Annotated in this window: 13 protein-coding genes; 2 read left to right on the plus strand and 11 right to left on the minus strand. The window is 67.8% G+C overall.

Annotation, left to right across the window (positions count from 1 at the left end; translation table 11 throughout):
• Genes GRI62_RS10500 through GRI62_RS10550 form a run of 11 tightly spaced genes read right to left on the minus strand, consistent with a single transcriptional unit; the run spans position 1 to position 14,719 of the window.
• Positions 1-963 carry an alpha/beta hydrolase family protein gene (locus GRI62_RS10500; RefSeq protein ID WP_234027428.1) on the minus strand — a complete coding sequence of 321 codons (963 nt, stop codon included), beginning with the start codon at positions 961-963 and terminating at the stop codon, positions 1-3.
• Positions 960-2,699, minus strand: coding sequence for a CocE/NonD family hydrolase (locus tag GRI62_RS10505; protein ID WP_234027435.1), 1,740 nt, complete (start codon positions 2,697-2,699; stop codon positions 960-962). Before GRI62_RS10505 ends, GRI62_RS10500 begins: the two co-directional genes overlap by 4 nt.
• Positions 2,681-3,835, minus strand: a complete 1,155-nt coding sequence (locus GRI62_RS10510) for a CaiB/BaiF CoA transferase family protein (RefSeq protein ID WP_131453306.1) — start codon at positions 3,833-3,835, stop codon at positions 2,681-2,683. Before GRI62_RS10510 ends, GRI62_RS10505 begins: the two co-directional genes overlap by 19 nt.
• Complete coding sequence (dctP, locus tag GRI62_RS10515) at positions 3,832-4,866, minus strand: TRAP transporter substrate-binding protein DctP (protein ID WP_131453307.1); 1,035 nt, start codon at positions 4,864-4,866, stop codon at positions 3,832-3,834. Before dctP ends, GRI62_RS10510 begins: the two co-directional genes overlap by 4 nt.
• Positions 4,863-6,149 (minus strand): 2-hydroxyacyl-CoA dehydratase subunit D, encoded by a 1,287-nt coding sequence (locus GRI62_RS10520; protein WP_131453308.1) that lies wholly within the window; start codon positions 6,147-6,149, stop codon positions 4,863-4,865. The genes dctP and GRI62_RS10520 overlap by 4 nt, the downstream gene beginning before the upstream one ends.
• Positions 6,146-8,248, minus strand: a complete 2,103-nt coding sequence (locus GRI62_RS10525; protein ID WP_131453309.1) for a CaiB/BaiF CoA-transferase family protein — start codon at positions 8,246-8,248, stop codon at positions 6,146-6,148. Before GRI62_RS10525 ends, GRI62_RS10520 begins: the two co-directional genes overlap by 4 nt.
• Positions 8,245-9,120, minus strand: a complete 876-nt coding sequence (locus GRI62_RS10530; protein WP_131453310.1) for a hypothetical protein — start codon at positions 9,118-9,120, stop codon at positions 8,245-8,247. The genes GRI62_RS10525 and GRI62_RS10530 overlap by 4 nt, the downstream gene beginning before the upstream one ends.
• Complete coding sequence (locus GRI62_RS10535) at positions 9,117-10,427, minus strand: TRAP transporter large permease (RefSeq protein WP_131453311.1); 1,311 nt, start codon at positions 10,425-10,427, stop codon at positions 9,117-9,119. The genes GRI62_RS10530 and GRI62_RS10535 overlap by 4 nt, the downstream gene beginning before the upstream one ends.
• Entirely contained in the window at positions 10,424-10,885 is a 462-nt protein-coding gene (locus GRI62_RS10540) for a TRAP transporter small permease (RefSeq protein WP_131453312.1), read from the minus strand. Before GRI62_RS10540 ends, GRI62_RS10535 begins: the two co-directional genes overlap by 4 nt.
• The gene (locus tag GRI62_RS10545; RefSeq protein WP_131453313.1) at positions 10,882-11,991 is read right to left on the minus strand and encodes a CapA family protein; all 1,110 of its coding nucleotides are present in this window, start codon (positions 11,989-11,991) and stop codon (positions 10,882-10,884) included. Before GRI62_RS10545 ends, GRI62_RS10540 begins: the two co-directional genes overlap by 4 nt.
• Before the next feature lie 22 nt (positions 11,992-12,013).
• Positions 12,014-14,719 carry a TonB-dependent receptor domain-containing protein gene (locus GRI62_RS10550; RefSeq protein ID WP_160731864.1) on the minus strand — a complete coding sequence of 902 codons (2,706 nt, stop codon included), beginning with the start codon at positions 14,717-14,719 and terminating at the stop codon, positions 12,014-12,016.
• 89 nt (positions 14,720-14,808) lie between these two features.
• On the opposite strand from GRI62_RS10550, the gene GRI62_RS10555 reads away from it, so the two are divergent.
• Positions 14,809-15,540 carry a GntR family transcriptional regulator gene (locus tag GRI62_RS10555; RefSeq protein ID WP_234027438.1) on the plus strand — a complete coding sequence of 244 codons (732 nt, stop codon included), beginning with the start codon at positions 14,809-14,811 and terminating at the stop codon, positions 15,538-15,540.
• A gap of 59 nt (positions 15,541-15,599) precedes the next feature.
• Complete coding sequence (locus tag GRI62_RS10560) at positions 15,600-16,199, plus strand: TetR/AcrR family transcriptional regulator (RefSeq protein WP_131453315.1); 600 nt, start codon at positions 15,600-15,602, stop codon at positions 16,197-16,199.
• Positions 16,200-16,333 lie beyond the last annotated feature (134 nt).

Here is a 16,333-nt window from a genome sequence, read left to right on the forward strand (position 1 = left end):
CTACCAACCCTTGCGGTGCAGCGTCCACTGCGAGCCGGCGCACAGGCGACAGTTTTCGCCGGTAAAGGTGCGCCCTGCCACCGCGTTACCGCGCAGCTGCCACTCCAGCCAGTCGACCGCCACCTGCGCCGCTGCGCCGCCGAATGGTTCGAAAAAGGTGCCGCCGTGCCCCACCGGAAGGTCGGCCAGCATGATCGGCACGTGATCGATCCGCGCGTAATCGTCCATGCCGTTGGGATGGGCGATGTCGCCCTCCCCGCCCATCACGTAGAGCACCGGCTGGTGGAAGCCGCGCAGCATCGTCTTGGAAACGGTCATCGACTGGATCGGGCTGGCTTCCGAATTGTAGATGCCGCTGTTGTGGATCAGCACCGTGTCGATGCGCGGGTCGGCCGCGGCCTGGATGGCCTGCAGCCCGCCGCAGCTGTGCCCTGCCACCGCCAGCTTGTCCGTCGCCACGCGGCCGTAGAGCGGGCTGGCGGGATTGGCATCCTGCGCGATGGCCCAGTCGATACCGGCCATCACGTCCGCCACGCTGGTCGCAGGGGGAGGCAGGCCATCGGCGGGGCGCGGTTGCCGGGGCGCGGGACCGTGCGTCGCGCCAGGGCCGCTGCGGCGTGGGCCGGGCGCGACCACGAGGTAACCGTAGCTGGCAATCTGGGCGAGATGCAGGCGAGCGGAACTGCCGTCGTCAGCGCAGCCACCGTTGCCCCACACGACCACCGGCAACGCGCCACCGAAGAACGGCGCAAGGTCCGCCGGGCGGTAGACCACGTGATCGGGCAGACTGGCGTATTCCTCGATCACCGCGGGATAGGGCCCGTCGCCCGGCGTATCGGGAATGGCGTTGCGCGCGTCCATCTGGCGGCGCATCTCGGCGGCGTCAGGGGCCTGCTGCGCCTGCGCGGGAAATCCTGCGAACAGCGTGGTTGCAAAAACCAGGGCCAGGGCGCGCCGCATCATTCGCCTCCCTCGCGCGCCAGCGGCAACTCGATGCGCGATCCGTATTCCCAGCCGTGCGCCACCGTAATGCGCGGCGCGGGATCCTGCCGCAGGTCAGCAAGGTTGCGCTGGCGCGGGTCGGCGCCCGTCACCACGAACCGCAGGCGCGAACCGGCGGGCACGTGGTAGGATGTCGCCAGCATCGGCACCACCAGCGTGGCGCTCTGCCCGGCAGCCAGCGGCGCTGCATCCGCCTCTCGTCCCGAGTGCCAGGGCAGACCGAGATTGTCCCACGGCGCCGGGCTGATCGCGCGTTGCGAGGCCTTGAGCCGCCCGAAGGAGACAACCTCCACCGCGCCCGCCGCATCGACCGCCTCGAGATAGACGAAGACATCGACATCGGGCCGGTCGGCGGCGATCGTCACGTGCGCGGTGGGAAAGCCCAGCAGGTCCATGCCCACATCGAGCGGTGGGCTGTCGTAGACCAGGCCATGCGCGTCCAGCGGGCTGGGCCAGAACGCGAAATAGGCATCGTTCGCCACGTCGTAGTCTACGGCAAAGGTGCGCGCGCCAGCCACCGGCGGGCGGGCTGCCAACGCGCCGTCGCCCAGGTACCATGCCGATGCCTGCGACCGCGCGCCGGGCCAGCTATCGCCGCGCTCGTAATGCCCCGCCTCGCCCGTCTCGTCGGACCACCAGGTGACCCGCGGCTGCTGGGCGAAGCCATTGTCGGCGCCCTTCAGTTCATGGTCGAAGTAGCGCACGATTTCCTGCGTGAAGGCGAAATCGCGCGGCGTTTCGCAATGGCTACCGGGGCCCACCAGCAGGCGGCTGCCCAGGTTCTCCGCCGCCAGGATGACGTCGCTCGTCGGCTCGTCGTTCCAGTTGCCCCAGAAGTACGTGGCAATGCCCGCATCGCGGATCGCATCGGCATATTGCCAGATCGCCACCTCGTCCCAGAACGCGTTGCCCGTCAGCGGCGATACGCTGTCGCGGTAAGGCATGCCGTACCACAGCCCCGCCATTGAGGTGTTCGCGGCATGCTCGGCCACCGCGGCGCGCAGCATCGCGCCGTCCGCATCATCGTCGACCGGCACGCTGGCCAGATCGTCGCTCAGCGGTTCGTCGGGGCGGGTGTTGAACTGTGCGGTGATGCCGCCGCGGCGCACGAAGGCATACTTGTCCCAGTCGGTCGCGCCGGTGAAGATGGCTCGCAGCGCCGGCGGCGCGGTGCTGGCGGTGTGCATGGTCGTTCCGCCCAGGTAGCTGCACCCGACCATGCCGACATCGCCGGTGCTGTAGGGCTGCGCGGCGAGCCACTGGACGAGGTCATGCCCGTCCATCGCCTCGGTTCGGTCCTGAAAACCGCGCCGCGCGCCAAAGCTCGCGCCCTTGCCGCGAATGTCCGCCACGGCGACGACGTATCCGGCGCGCAGCAGAGAGCGAAGGCCGAGGCTGTCCTGCAAGGCCGTTTCGACCACCTCCCCTTCGGCGTTGCGGATACGTGCGCGATAGGGGGTGAAGACAAAGATCACCGGCAGCCGTTCGGTGGCCACCTGGTCGCCATTGCCCGGGCGATAGACGTTCACCGCCAGCCGGGTGCCGTCGCGCACCGGCACGTAAAGCGATTCGCGGGCATAGTCCGTATAGGGCTGCGCCGCTGCCGTGGCCGGCGCGACCGCCATGATGGCGAACAGTGCGGCAGCCATTGCCAGCAGGGCGGCGAGGCGGTTGAGGGTCAGTCCTGGGCGAGCCATTGCAGTATCTCCTCGCGGTGCTGGTCGAGCGTGGGGGGCGGTTCCTCGGTGCCCGGGCCGCCCGGCGTCATGGCGAACCCGGCGTTGGGCACGGCGACATCGGCGCGCGATCCGTTGGTGGGCACGGCAAAGCGCAGCAGGCTGCCCTCGCGGCAGAGAGAGGCCGCCTCGTCCACGCCGCGGACCATGCCGCACGGAATGCCCGCTTCGCTCAGCACGCGCTCCCATTCGGGCGCGTTGCGCGTCAGCATGATCGCCTCGATCTCGGCGAACAGCGCGTCGAAACTGGCGCGCCGCGCATCGGCGTCGACGAAGCGCGGATTGGTCAGCCAATCCTCTCGTCCGAGCACCCTGGCGAGCGATGCGAACTGGTTGTCCTGCACCACGCCGAGCGACACGAAACGCCCGTCGGCGGCGCGAAAAACGCCGGCGGTCGGCAGTTCGGAATAGCCGGTGTTGCCCAGCCGCCGCAGCGTGTTGCCGGTAGAAAGGAACGGGGTGAGCGCCGAGGTCATGAAGCTCAGCGTCGCATCCAGCATGGAGACGTCGATGTAGGCGCCCTCCCCGGTGCGGAAACGCTGGATCAGCGCGCCCAGAATGGCCGTGGCGGCGGTCTGCCCGGTCAGCGTGTCGACGATGGGGAAGCCGATGCGGATCGGCGGGTCGCCCTCCGCGCCCGACAGCATCATCATGCCGCTGGTGGCCTGCACGATATTGTCGATCGCCGGCCAGTCGCGCTGCGGGCTGTCCTGCCCGTAACCCGAGATAGAGCAGTAGACGAGGCCGGGATTGCCGTCCCGCACCGCATCGTAACCGAAGCCCAGCCGGCCGATGGTGCCGGGGCGGAAGTTTTCCAGCAGCACGTCGCTCCTGGCCACGATACGCCGGGCGATGGCGCGGTCGGCATCGGCCTTCAGGTCCAGCGCGATGCTTTTCTTGCCCACGTTGGCGGCGATGAAGGCGGGCGCCATGCCGCGCATTTCCCGGTTGCTGCCGTAGTTGCGAAACTGGTCCCCGTAGACGGATTCGATCTTGATCACCTCCGCACCCATCAGGCGCAACAGGTGGCTGGCAAAGGGCCCGGCCATGACGTGGCTGAAATCGGCCACGCGAACGCCGGCGAGCGGCTGGGTCAATTCCTCTCTCCACACATGATCTGGTCGCGGCCCCGGATACTGGCGCGCGCGACGCGGTAGGCGGCTTCACCATCGATGCCGAAGCGCGACAGTTCGCCGGCATTGGCGCGGCCGATGCGCAGGTACAGGTCGTCAAAGGCCTGCTGGTCGGCGGCGCTGGGCTGGGTATACCGCACCACGTCCGCCGCGGCGTCGCGCCCGACCTGTTCGGACGCGATGATTTCCTCGGTCAGCGCCCGCTCCCACACCGGGGTGCTGCGCTCGAGCAGGGCGCGTTCGGCAGGGCTCAGCGCATTCCAGCGGTCCGCACCCATGGCACGCGCGGGATAGGCGCCGCGGGGCACCTTCAGTTCGAAATAGTTGGTCGCCACCTCGGTGAAATGCAGCGCACGAAAGGTATCGGGCGGCGCGATGACGCCATCGATCACGCCCTTGGCCAGAGCCGAATAGACCTCGCCCATCGGCATGTTGACCGGGTCCGCACCCAGTTCGCGCAGCACCGGCAGCAGTTCCGTCGGCGCGCGGATCCGCATACCGCGCAGGTCGTCGAGGCTGTTGACCACGCGCCCGCGCGTCAGCACGCCGGGCAGCAAGCCGCCCTGCACCGCCAGGATCTTCAGCCCCGCAAGCTCTCGTGTGATCTGCGGCACGTCGCGCTCCATGCAGCGGTACATCGCCACCTGCGATTCCACGCTGTCCGCTCCGCTGTAAAACCCTGTCTGGATACGCAGCAGGTGGGTGCCGCCGCGCACGTAGATGGGCGTGATGAGGCCGATGTCGGCGACCCCGTGGCGCAGTTCCTCCATCGACATGTCGGCGGAAAGCAGCGCGCCAGACCACACCGGGCGGATCGTCAATGCGCCGCCGCTCTCGGCCTCCACCCAGTCCATCCAGCGCTGGTCGGCGCGGCTGAAGGGGTGAGAGGGCGGATAGGGCGTGGCGTAGGTCAGCTCGGTGACGCCGGGGGGCACATCGCGCGCGCAGCCCAGCAGCATCAGCGCCAGCACAAGGGATGCGATCAGCCGCGTCATGCTGCGCCCTCGGCCAGCAGGAAGTCCTCGACCATGCCGACCATCCGGTCATGATCCCAGACCTTGGCATCGACCATGTCGGCATCGATCATCAGCACCGGCACCCCGGCCGCGCGCAGGGCTGCGGCGGTCAGCTTGTTGCCGGACTGGCTCAGGCGATTGTCGGGCGGCAGCAGCATGATCGCGGCATCGATCCCGCAGCGCTGCGCCTCGCTGACCATCCAGCCGTTCATCCACGGCGGCAGGTGCAGCGTTTCGTTCATGCTGGCGATACGGCTGGCGAGCGCCTCCATCGGCTTGCCCTTCAGGTCGCGCAGATAGGCGGGGCCCGCGAACGGCATGTACATCGACCAGACGAAGACCGCGCCCATTTTCTCCTCCAGCGCCTGGTAGAAGCCGGGATCGTGCCACACGCCCGCGCCGATCCACATCAGCCGGCGCCGTTCGTTGCTGGAGGCGCCATGGCCGCGCGCGACCAGTTCCAGCACCTCGTCGCGGAACGCTTTGGCGTGAGCCACCGCCCAGTCCGATCCGCGGTGCCATTGCGGGATCATGGTGTTGGGCATCTGTTCCGCGATGGAAACCGGGCACGGCCGCGCGGTGCCGATGGCCTGCGCGGCTTCCCAGATATAGCCTTCCTGCACGTTGATCTGCTCCATCAGGTGATGGAACTTCGCCTCGTCGAAGCGGCGGCCGGTGCGTTTTTCCAGAAGCGCGATCAGGTCGCGCATCTCGTCCACCATGTGGGCGATGCGGTCGGGTTGGTAAACGCGCTCCCAGTCGCTGCGCGAATGCGTGAACCACTCGGGATCGGTGTCGGTCCAGGCGGGCGCTTCCATCGGGAAGAACTCCGATCCCATCGCCCTGGACCACTGGCCGAACACGTGCTGGATGCAGTCGCAGGTCAGCCGTGCGACCATCACCGTTGGCGTCGGCAAACCTCCCCAGGGCGCGGTCTCGGGTTCGTCCGCCAATGTGCAGGCAAGGCCGAGCGAGCAATACTTGCAGCTGTTGGCGGGATAGCCCCTTTCCACCATCGCATCGAAATAGCGCGAGGAAAGCTGCTTGGCCGAGATATAGGCCGACCACCACTGGTTGGTGATGATGGGGATATCCATCGCGTGGAACAGTTCGTGCGGGGTATCGGCCTGCACGATGGCATAGGGCTCGCGGTCCTCCACCACCCGGCGGCGCAATTCCTGGCCGAACGCCTTTTGGTATTCGGTCGCCGCCGTGGTGCAGGCGAGCGTCTTTCGGCTGCGCTGGTTGGCCGAGGCGTTCATCGGAAAATTCCCTGTTCAAGCATGTCCTCGAACCGTTCCTGCGACAGGCCCGCTATGCGCGTGGCGACTTCGCGCGTGTGTTCGCCCATGCCAGGCGCGCGGAACGGCGCCATCGCATCGCGCGAAAAGGCGATGGGCGTGGCGATGTGCCCGAACGGGCCGAGCAACGGGTGGTCCAGCATGACGAGCGCCTCGCGCCCGGCGATCTGCGGGTCGTGCTCCAGCAAATCCTCGCAATCCTGCAATGCCCCTGCGGCAAGACCGGCGGCTTGCAGTTCGGCGGCGATGGCGTGATCCTGGCGGGTGCGGGTCCAGGCGGCAATGTCCTCTCCGGTAATGGCCAGCAGGCGGCGCTTTTCCTCGGCGGAAAAGGCGCTGATCGCCACCCAGCGATCCTCGCCCGCGGCGGGGAACACGTCCTGGAAGAACACCGCCGGATCGGCGTTGCCGGTGCGCTGAGGCTGTTCACCCGCAAGGGCGAGTGCGAGGCTGGGGCGCATCTGCTGCACGCAGATCTCGTACATGCTGGCATCGATATGGCAGCCCTGCCCGCTCTCGCGCCGGTGCTGCAGCGCGGCGGCGACGTGGCCCGCCATGACATAGGGCACGATGACATCGCCATAGGGCACTGCCCCGGGGATGACGGGGTCGCCGTCGCGATAGCCGGTCAGGTAGGTGCGGCCCGACAGCGCGCCGCCGGTCCCGTCCACGCCCCATTCCTGCGCCAGCGGCCCGGTCTGGCCGAACACGCTGCCCGAGACCATGACAATGTCGGGCCGGCGCGCGGCAAGATCGTCGTAGCCCAACTCCAGCCTCGCCATGGTGCCTGGCGAGAAATTCTCGACCACCACATCCGCCCAGTCGATCAACGGGTCGATCACCGCGCGCGCTTCGGGCGCCTTGAGATCGATGGTGAGCGACCGCTTTGACGAATTGAGGTGCGCGAACCACGGCTTGTCGTCGAGGCTGTCGGCGCTAGAGGCGGAAACCTGCAGGTCGAGGCGCGACAGGTCGGGCCGGGCGCGGCTTTCGATCTTGACCACGTCCGCACCCATGTCGCCAAGCGTCTTGGTGGTGATGGAGCCGACCAACGCCCAGGCGAAATCGAGCACCTTTACCCCGGAAAGCGGGCCGGGTCGTTCGCCGGTGTGCACCGCGGGCGCGGCAGCTGTTGCCCGCTTGCCCGGACGGATCGCGGCGAAGCGTTCCGGCAGGCCATCGGCTGTATCGAGAAAGCCCCGCGCGGCAAGGTGGCGGTCGGCCAGCACGTCGGCAGGTTCGTTGACCACGCAGGCGTTGATGCCGCGCTCCCGCCCTTCGGTAGCAATCTCGGCCTTGGTGCGTGTGGCGAAGAAGGCGGCCATTGCGGCTTCCCACTCTGCGCGGGTTTCGGGCGCCAGGGTGGAGCGGTTGTAGGCGAGCCAGTCCACCTCGCGCATGGGATTGGCGAACCCCGCCTCGTCCATCCATTGCGACAGGGCGCGGTTGGCGGGCGCGCCGAGCCGCCCGGTCATCAACGCGTGGAAACACCAGCCATCGGCCAACCGCCAGATGACCTGCACCTTGGCGCGGCCATAGGCGATGCAACCGCCTGCACGGTCCAGCTTGCGGCGGTCGAACTGCCACACCAGCACGCCGTTGGTGTTGCGGCTCATCGCGACCTGCTGAACGGAAATGTCGACGTGCTGCCCCCAGGCGCCCTCTGGCCCGTGCGTGCCGCGGGCATAGTGGGCAGCCATGGCACCGGCGCCGGCAACCATGTCCGCGTGAAAGATGCAGGCATCGCCCGCTTCCTTCACCGGCTTGTGCCCCGGCTCACCCGTCAGCCGCAGCGCCCCGCCCATGGCCGAGGCCACGAGCTCACCCCCGCGCCAGTCCTCGCGCGGGCCGCCCGAACCGAACGTGGTGACAGAGACGTGGACGGCGCTGGCCGGGATGCCGAGGTGCGCGGTCGCGGCGAGGCCGAGGTCGTCGATCACGAAGCTGGCCCCGGCAACATCGCCGCCGATCTCGGCCCCCAGCGAGGCGAGATACCGCGCCAGGGGGCGCTGGGCCATGGCGCCAAGCGCGGCCACGCGGTGTCCGGCGAGCGGCATCATCGGGAAAGTCCTTCCAGGAAAGCGGCAATTTCACCGTCCGCGCCGTCACGGGCGAACCAGTCGCGCCGGGTGAGGACCAGCGAGGGCACTCCCGCCTCTTCAAGGGCGCGGCGTTCGGCGGGGAGGTCCCAGGTCTGCGCCTCGTCTTCCTCGATCCGCCACACGATAACGGCCTGCGCCCGCGTTTCGGCGATGCGGCGCGTCATGCGGGCGGCCGGATCGGCAAAGGAGCGGGGCCCGGCATCGAGCGCGTGGAGCGCAGCGGAAAGCGCGGCGAAAGGGTCGGTGCCTGGTGCGCAGGGCGCGTCTTCGGTCCACTGCTGCGTGATGGTCTGTCCGAAAGCGGCGAAGCCGGCGGCACGCACGGCCGCGTTCAGCCGCTCATCAGGCGCGGGCGTGCCGGTGACGAGACACACGGGGCCATCGCCTGGCGGAGTTGCCGAAGCCGGCACTTGCGCAGCACCCAGCGCATCGCCCGTCACGCCAAGCCGCTCGGCCAGGTCGCGCAGCTTGGCCTCGGTGCGGGCGATGCTGGTGGGGCGCGGGATCTTGGCAATGTCGAAGATCAGCGGCTCGGGCCCACCTGCCCTGCCCGTGCGCTGAAGCTCGCGCAGGTAATAGAAAAGGCGCTGCGATGTATCGTCGGCGCGGCTGAACAGCACGGCATCGAGGTGATCGTACTCCCCCGCCAGCCAGTGATCGAGTACCAGCGGCGCCCAGGGCATGAACTTGCTCTCCATGAACGCCTCGGCGCGCGTGGGGCTGCGGTCGAGATCGAAGGCGAGCGGGCCGGCGTGGCAGCCTGCCGCGCGCAGCACCTGGTGCGGCAGATTGGGCCCGGCGGTGGCGATGCGCGAAAGGGGCTGCGTCATGTGCCGAGCACTCCGGGTAGCCACAGCACCATGGCGGGAAACAGGATGATCATCAGCAGGTGCACGAAGTCGCTGGCGAGGAAGGGCAGCACCCCGCGAAAGATCGTGCTGATCGATACGTCCTTGGCCACGCCCTGCATGATGTAGAGGTTCATCCCCAGCGGCGGGTGGACGAACCCGATCTCCATCGCGCGGGTGATGAAGATGCCGAACCAGATCGCGGTCAGCCCCGTCGCCTCCACGATGGGCAGCAGGATCGGCGTCATCAGCAGCATCAGCGCAAGACCGTCGAGCACGGAGCCCAGCAGCAGCAGGATCAGCGCGATGAGGATAAGCGTCGCCACCTGCCCAAGCCCAAGGCCGCTGACGAGATCGCCCGCCGCCGCCGCCAGCCCCGTCACCCCGATGAAGACCGAGAAGATCAGCGCACCGATCAGGATCAGGTAGATGAGGCCGGTGGTGCGCAGCGTTTCCGAAAAGGCGTTGAACAGCGCTGCCCGGGTCAGCTTGCGGCGGATCATGGCGGTCACCAGCGCGCCCGCTGCGCCCACGGCGGCAGCCTCTGCCGGGCTGATCCAGCCCATGGCGATGCCGCCGATCACCAACGCCACGATGACGAGGATTTCCCAGATGCGCTTCAGCGATGCCAGCCGTTCGGCCCAGCTTGCCCGCTCACCCGTGGTTGCAAGACCCGGTCGCATCCGCACGAGGATGAAAACCACGATGGCGTAGAACAATGCCTGCGTAATGCCGGGGATGATCGCCGCCGTGAACAGCGTGCCGATGCTGGTTTCGGCGATGATGCCGAACACGATCAGCGCGCCCGACGGCGGGATCATCTGGCCCAGCGTGCCGCCCGCGGCAATGGTGCCGGTCGACAGGCGGTCGTCGTATCCGCGGCGCTTCATCTCGGGATAGGCGACAAGGCCAACGGTGGCGGTCGTTGCCAGGCTCGACCCGTTGATCGCGCCGAACCCGCCGCACCCGGCGATGGAGGCATAGGCGAGACCGCCCTTGCGATGGCCGAGGAACTTGGCCGCCGCGTCGAACAGGTCGCGGCTGGCGTCGATGGAAAAGAAGATGTGCGCCATGAACAGGAACAGCGGCAGCGTGCCGAGCTCGTACCGGGTCAGCGTGTCGATCACGACGACGCCCGCCTTGATCAGCGCGGCTTCCGGGCCGAGAACGATGGCAAGGCCGCCGATGCCGACCGCGCCCAGCACGGCGCCGATGCGCCCGCCCGCCAGCAGCAGCGCGAACAGGACGAGGATGCCCACGGCCCCGGTGGCAGCGCTGGCGTAGATCATGCAGGGTCTCGCTGTGAGGGTCGCACCAGCCGCGCCGCCAGCAGGACGGCACAGGCGAACAGGCAGACATTGGCGATGAGGCGCAGCACCAGCCACGGCACGCCGACCAGCTCGCTCTGCTCGTGACCGTTCCACAGGTCCGCCGAGAGCCAGACCGAGCCCGCCAGCAGTGCCAGCACAAAGGCCAGCGTGAGGAGGTCGGAGAGAACGTCCGCCACCCGGCGTGCGGCTGGTGACAGGCGCTCCACCACGATGCGGACGCGGGCATGGGACAGGTCCCAGGTCGCCACCACCAGCCCGATCGAGCCGGAGACGAGCACCACGGCCTGCATGAGTTCGATGGATCCGGTCAGCGGCAGCCCGATGTGCCGCCCGATCACGGCAAAGGTATCGACCAGCGTCGCGGCCAGCAGCGCCAGCCCGCCGATCCATATCACGATGTGCCTGGCCTTGCTCATGCGGCAATCTCCACGGTGAAATCGTCGGCAATGCGCACCGCTGGCAGGTCGGCGGCGGTGGTGATGCCTTCCACGTAACGGGCGATGGCACGGGCACGCTCGCCCGCGGCCAGCACCGGGCGGCCCGGCGGCTCCACGTCCACGGGAACGATGGCCGCCCCCACGCTGCCATCGGCGCGCAGGGTCAGCATGCCGATGAAGGCGTTGACGGCCTCGGGATGGAACGGCGCCAGGGGGTAGGCCGGGTCGGGCGTGAAGCCGAACATCCGCTGCCGCTGCTCGGCCCAGGCGCGGCGGCCTTCGTGGTCCTGCGTGGGCGATAGCGCGGAGGTCACCACGCAGCCGTTGCCCAGGCCATGATAGATCGGCTTGCCACGGTGAAACTCGATCCCGCGCACGATATGCGCATGGTGCGAGAGGACGGCGTCGGCGCCTGCATCGATGGCGGCCCGCGCGATCTCGCGTTCGTAGGGTTGCAGCATGGCCGGGGTATGCACCTGCCCCTTGTGCATGGCCACCAGCACGCAGTCGGCCCCTGCCCGCGCGGCCGCGATATCGTCCAAAAGGGTCTCGAGGGCATCCGGGTGGACGCGCTCGAGACAGGCTTTGGGAGATACCGCCGCTCCATCGGCAGCGACGATAGGAAGATAGGCGCACCCCGCCCGGCCCGGCGCGGCCCAGGCCATTTCCGGCCCCACGCAGTTGTAGCTCAGCAGCGCCACGCGCCGTCCGCCGACATCGGCGAAGGCGGGCGCGCGTGCCGCTGCAAGGTCGGCCCCGGCCCCGGCGTGGGCAATGCCTGCCGCATCCAGCAGAGCGACGGTGTCGGCGATGCCCTGCGCCCCGCAATCGGCAATGTGGTTTCCGGCAAGGCTGACCATGCCGATCCCGGCGCGTGCGATGGCGGCGATGTTTTCGGGCGGTGCGCCGGGAGCAGGCACGTCGCCTGCCATCTCGTGCGCGCTGGTGGTGTGCGGCACCTCCAGATGCGCAATGCCGAGGTCGGCGGCGCGGATCGCGGGCGCGATACCCGACAGCCAGTGATCGGCATCGGGCTCGTCGAGCACGAGATCGCCGAGCACGGCTATCTGGATATCATCGTTCATCATGCGACCCGTGTAGCGCGGCTTAGAAGCGGACGCGCGCCCCCACCGCAAAGAACCGGCCCACCGGGTTGGCGGCGGTGGCATCGTAACCGCCGCTGCCGTTGCCACTGGGCGCCAGGTTCACATAGGGCGGATCCTGGTCCAGCACGTTGCGGACCTCGCCGGTCAGTTCCAGCCCGTTCAGGCGATCGAAGCCGAAAGCCTCGCCGATGCGGTAGGTTACGCTCAGGTCCACCGGCGTATAGCTGTCGACGTCCTGATTGGGCGTGACGAGGTTGTTGGTGTAGCCGCCCACGTGGGTGGCGGAGATGCGGCTGGTGAACGGCCCGTGATCCCAGTTCGCGGCGACGCGCGCCTTGAACTTCAAGGGCTGGAAGATGATGTTCAGCTGGTCCACCAGGTCGGCCTGCGGGGCCACGGCGACCTGATAGTCGGTGAGGTACGTGCCCGAGGCGCTCAGCCGGACCACGTCGTTCGCGCCGAAGTCCATGCGATAGTTCACGGTGGCGTCGATACCCCGGGTGATCGACTTGCCCAGATTGCGCGAACGGCCATCGACGAACACGTCGATATTGGCGAGGCTGCCGCCGGGGAAGGCGCCGAGCACGCCCACGCCGGCATCGATCTGCCGCTGGATTTCCGCCCGCGCCGCCGCGCCGCGCAGGATCACGTCGGTCCCGGCGAACTGGCCTTCCTGCCCCAGGATGGTCAGGTTCGACAGGTTGGCGCTGACCTGATTGTCATAGGCGACATCGAAGTAGGTCACCGACAGGCGCAAGTCGTCGACGGGTTCGAAGTCTGCACCGACGGACCATGTCTCCGCGGTCTCCGGGCCAAGATCGAGGTTGGGTCCCGAAAGGGCAACGCCCACCAGCGGCGCGCCGCCGGCCGGGTTCTGGTAGTTCTGCACGAACAGGTTGTTGCTGTTGCCGTAGATCTCGGGGATCGTGGGTGCGCGGAACGAGGTGCCGTAGGAGCCGCGCAGGGTCAGCCGGTCGAACGGCTCCCAGTTGATACCGAATTGCGGGTTGGTGGTATCGCCGGCATCGGAATAGCTGTCGTAACGGATGGCCGCGACCATCTCCAGCGACTGGAAGCCGGGGCGGGCGTTATCCGGCCCGAAGATCGGCACCAGCAATTCGCCATAGACCGAATCCACCGTGCGGTCGAAACTGCGGAAGGCAATGGGCGTGGTCGGGGCGCCGCGCGCCGAACCCAGGTCCACGGTGAAATCCTGGCGCTCGTAACCCACGGCCATGCGCACCTCGCCACCGGGCAGCTGGAACAACGGCCCGCTGGCCCCTACCTCGTAGAACGTCAGTTCGCCATCGGTAGGGGCAAGGAATATCTGGTTGAAGATGCCGTCGATCACGGACTGGCTGGTCCGCCCGCCGAACGGATCGAAGGCAGTGGCCGGGTTGGTGCTGGTGAGAGCAGCGTTGAGCGCGGCGTTGTTGATGCCGGTATAGCTGCCGGAAAAGTCGTGCGTTTCGCCGTAGGCGAACAGGCCCTCCAGCTCCCAGTCGAACGGCAGCTGCACGCGCACGCCGGGGCTGATCTGGTAGCTTTCGGCGGAACCGAACGATTCCTGCGTCGGAATGTTCGGGCCGACGAAGGCGTAATCGACCTGGTAGCTGGTGCCGGTGAAGCCCGCCGGACGCACGAAGAACGGGTTGGTCTGCGGCACCGTCAGGCGGGTGGAGGGATTGGCGTTCAGGCGGCGAAAGTTCCGCTTGGAATAGAAGCCGTCGTAAAACACCTCGAGCCAGTCGGTCACTTCGAAGGTGCCGGTGGAATTCACCGAATCGTAGCTCTGTTCCGGGATCAGATCCTGCCCGCTCAGCGCGTCGCAGCGATTGGCGGTGCCGGCGACAAGCGAGCCTGCCTGCGCGGCGGCGAAATTGAGCGGCAGGGCAAAAGTCGTGCCGCCCGCGATCAGCGTGCCGGGGTTGCACCGGGTAACGCGGTAGTCGTTGCCGCCGAACGGCACCTGGTTGCTGGTGAAGAAGTCACGCTCGTCGCCGTTGAGGTTGGATCGCTCGACGTGTTCGTAGGCGACCATGAACTGCCCGCGGTCGAACCGGATGCCGCCCGCCGCGCCGGCAGACCATTCGTCAAAGGCATGATCGTCGGAAAAGCCGTAGCGCGCAAAAGCCTCGAACCCGTCGAGGCTGCGGCGCGGGATGATGTTGACGACGCCCGCCACCGCGTCCGAACCGTAGATGGCCGAGGCACCGTTGGCGACCACTTCCACCCGCTCCACGCCCAGCGTCGGCAGGACGGACGGATCGGTGGAGCGCGAGTTGTTGACCACCCGGTGTCCGTCGATCAGCACCAGCGTCGCATAGGGGCCGATGCCGCGCAGGTTCACGCTGTTGCCAAAGGTGATGTTGCCCGAGCCGCCGGCCTGGCCGCGCGAGTTTTCCGACACGCCGAGATCGAAGACCTGCGGCAGTTCCTTGATGACGCGGTCGATGGTGACGTTGCCCGAGGCGGCGATTTCTTCCTGGCCAAGCACCACGGCGGTTGCACCCACCGGCGCATTGCCCTGGCTGACCCGGCTGCCGGTCACGATGATCGCGTCGGGAACGTCCTCGTCCTGCACCGGCGGCGGGGTAACGGCCTGGGCAAAGGCCGGCTGGCTGGCGACCAGCGACGCAACGGCAATGGCAAGGGCAGAGCCGCTGCGCGCAAGCGCGACGGCCGTCGAATTGGCAAGTACAGACATAACCTCTCCCCGGTGCGATTTCCTCTTGCGAGGGACACATCTCGAATGTCGGCGCTGTCCGCGCATCGCAGGCGGCTTGCAAATGAAATATGGACGACAAGATTGTTGACAATATCATTGGCGATACGCAGGCTGCCCGGATGCAGGATGCCATCGAGAGACTCGCCAAGCGCGGGCCCAGCGCCGCCGATATCGCCGACTGGATCCGTTCGCAGATACGCGGCAACCGCCTTGTCCCCGGCCAGCGGCTGATTGAGGTCGACATCATCCGGCAGACCGGCGGCAGCCGCTTCAAGGTGCGCGAGGCATATCAGCGCCTGGCCGCGGAGGGGCTGCTGGAGATCGAGGAATATCGCGGCGCCAGCGTGCGCGGCACGTCCATGGCCGAGGTGCGGCAGCTCTATCGCGCCCGCGCCGCGCTGGAAGGGCTGTGTGCTGGCGATTTCGTGCGCAAGGCGACGGACGACCAGATCGCCCGGCTGGAGGAGGTGGCGCGCGCGATGGAGGAATGCGTGGAGGCCGGGCGGCCGGAAGACTTTGCCCGCATCAATGCCGAATGGCACACCCTGCTGATGCACGGCGCGGGCAACTTCGCCATCGAGGATATCGTCAGGCGGCTCAACACGCCGGTGCATCACCTGCAGTTCGGCACCTTCTATCGCGGCGAACGATTGCGCGAAGCGGCACGCGATCACCGCCACATCCTGGCCGCGATCCAGGCCCGCGACGCCGACGCCGCCGAACGGGCCATGCGCCAGCACGTGGAGAACGGCCTCGTCTTCTTGAGCGAGCTTGACCGCGCCGTGCACCTGGAGGCCTGACGCGCCTTCCCTGCGCAAGCCTTGCCTTTACCCGCCGCGCCAATTACATACCAGCCGATATGGAAAAGCTTGCAGTCAGAGGTCGCCCGCGCGAATTCGATCCCGATACGGCTCTCGCCGCGGCACTGCTGGTGTTCTGGACGAAGGGATACGAAGGCGCGTCGCTGTCGGACCTGACGGAGGCGATGGGCATCACCCGCCCCAGCCTCTACGCCGCATTCGGCAACAAGGAGGCGCTGTTCCGCCAGGCGCTCGATCTCTACCAACGGGACAAGACCGCCTACATCGGCGAGGCCGTGCGCGAGCCGACCGCCCGGGCCGTGGCGCAGTACATGCTGCAAGGCGCGGTCGATACCGCCACCGGCGGGGAATGCCGCGGGTGCATGGGCGTGATTTCCACCGTCGCCTGCCAGAGCGTGGAGCCCTCCATCCGCGATGACGTCAACCAGCGCGCGGAAAGCGCAAAGGCGCTGATTGTCGAGCGGATGCAGCAGGCGATCGACGCGGGCGAATTCCCCGCGCCCACACAAGCCCAGGCCATCACCCGCTACCTGTTGGCCATCATGCAGGGCATCTCCGTCCAGGCGCAGGCGGGTGCCAGCGAGGACGACCTGCGCCAGCTTGTCGCGGTTGCTCTGGCGGGCTGGCCCTCCCGGTAATCTGCTGATTTTGCTGCACTGCGCAAAAAAATACCGGGCGATATAGAATTAGCGCTTGACCTGAACCTCACATAACATACTTTGCGGTATAGAAAGCTGCCGGCACGCTCCTTCGACCCGGGGAGGTGCCGTCA

The organism is Aurantiacibacter arachoides (genome assembly GCF_009827335.1).
Taxonomy (GTDB): domain Bacteria; phylum Pseudomonadota; class Alphaproteobacteria; order Sphingomonadales; family Sphingomonadaceae; genus Alteraurantiacibacter; species Alteraurantiacibacter arachoides.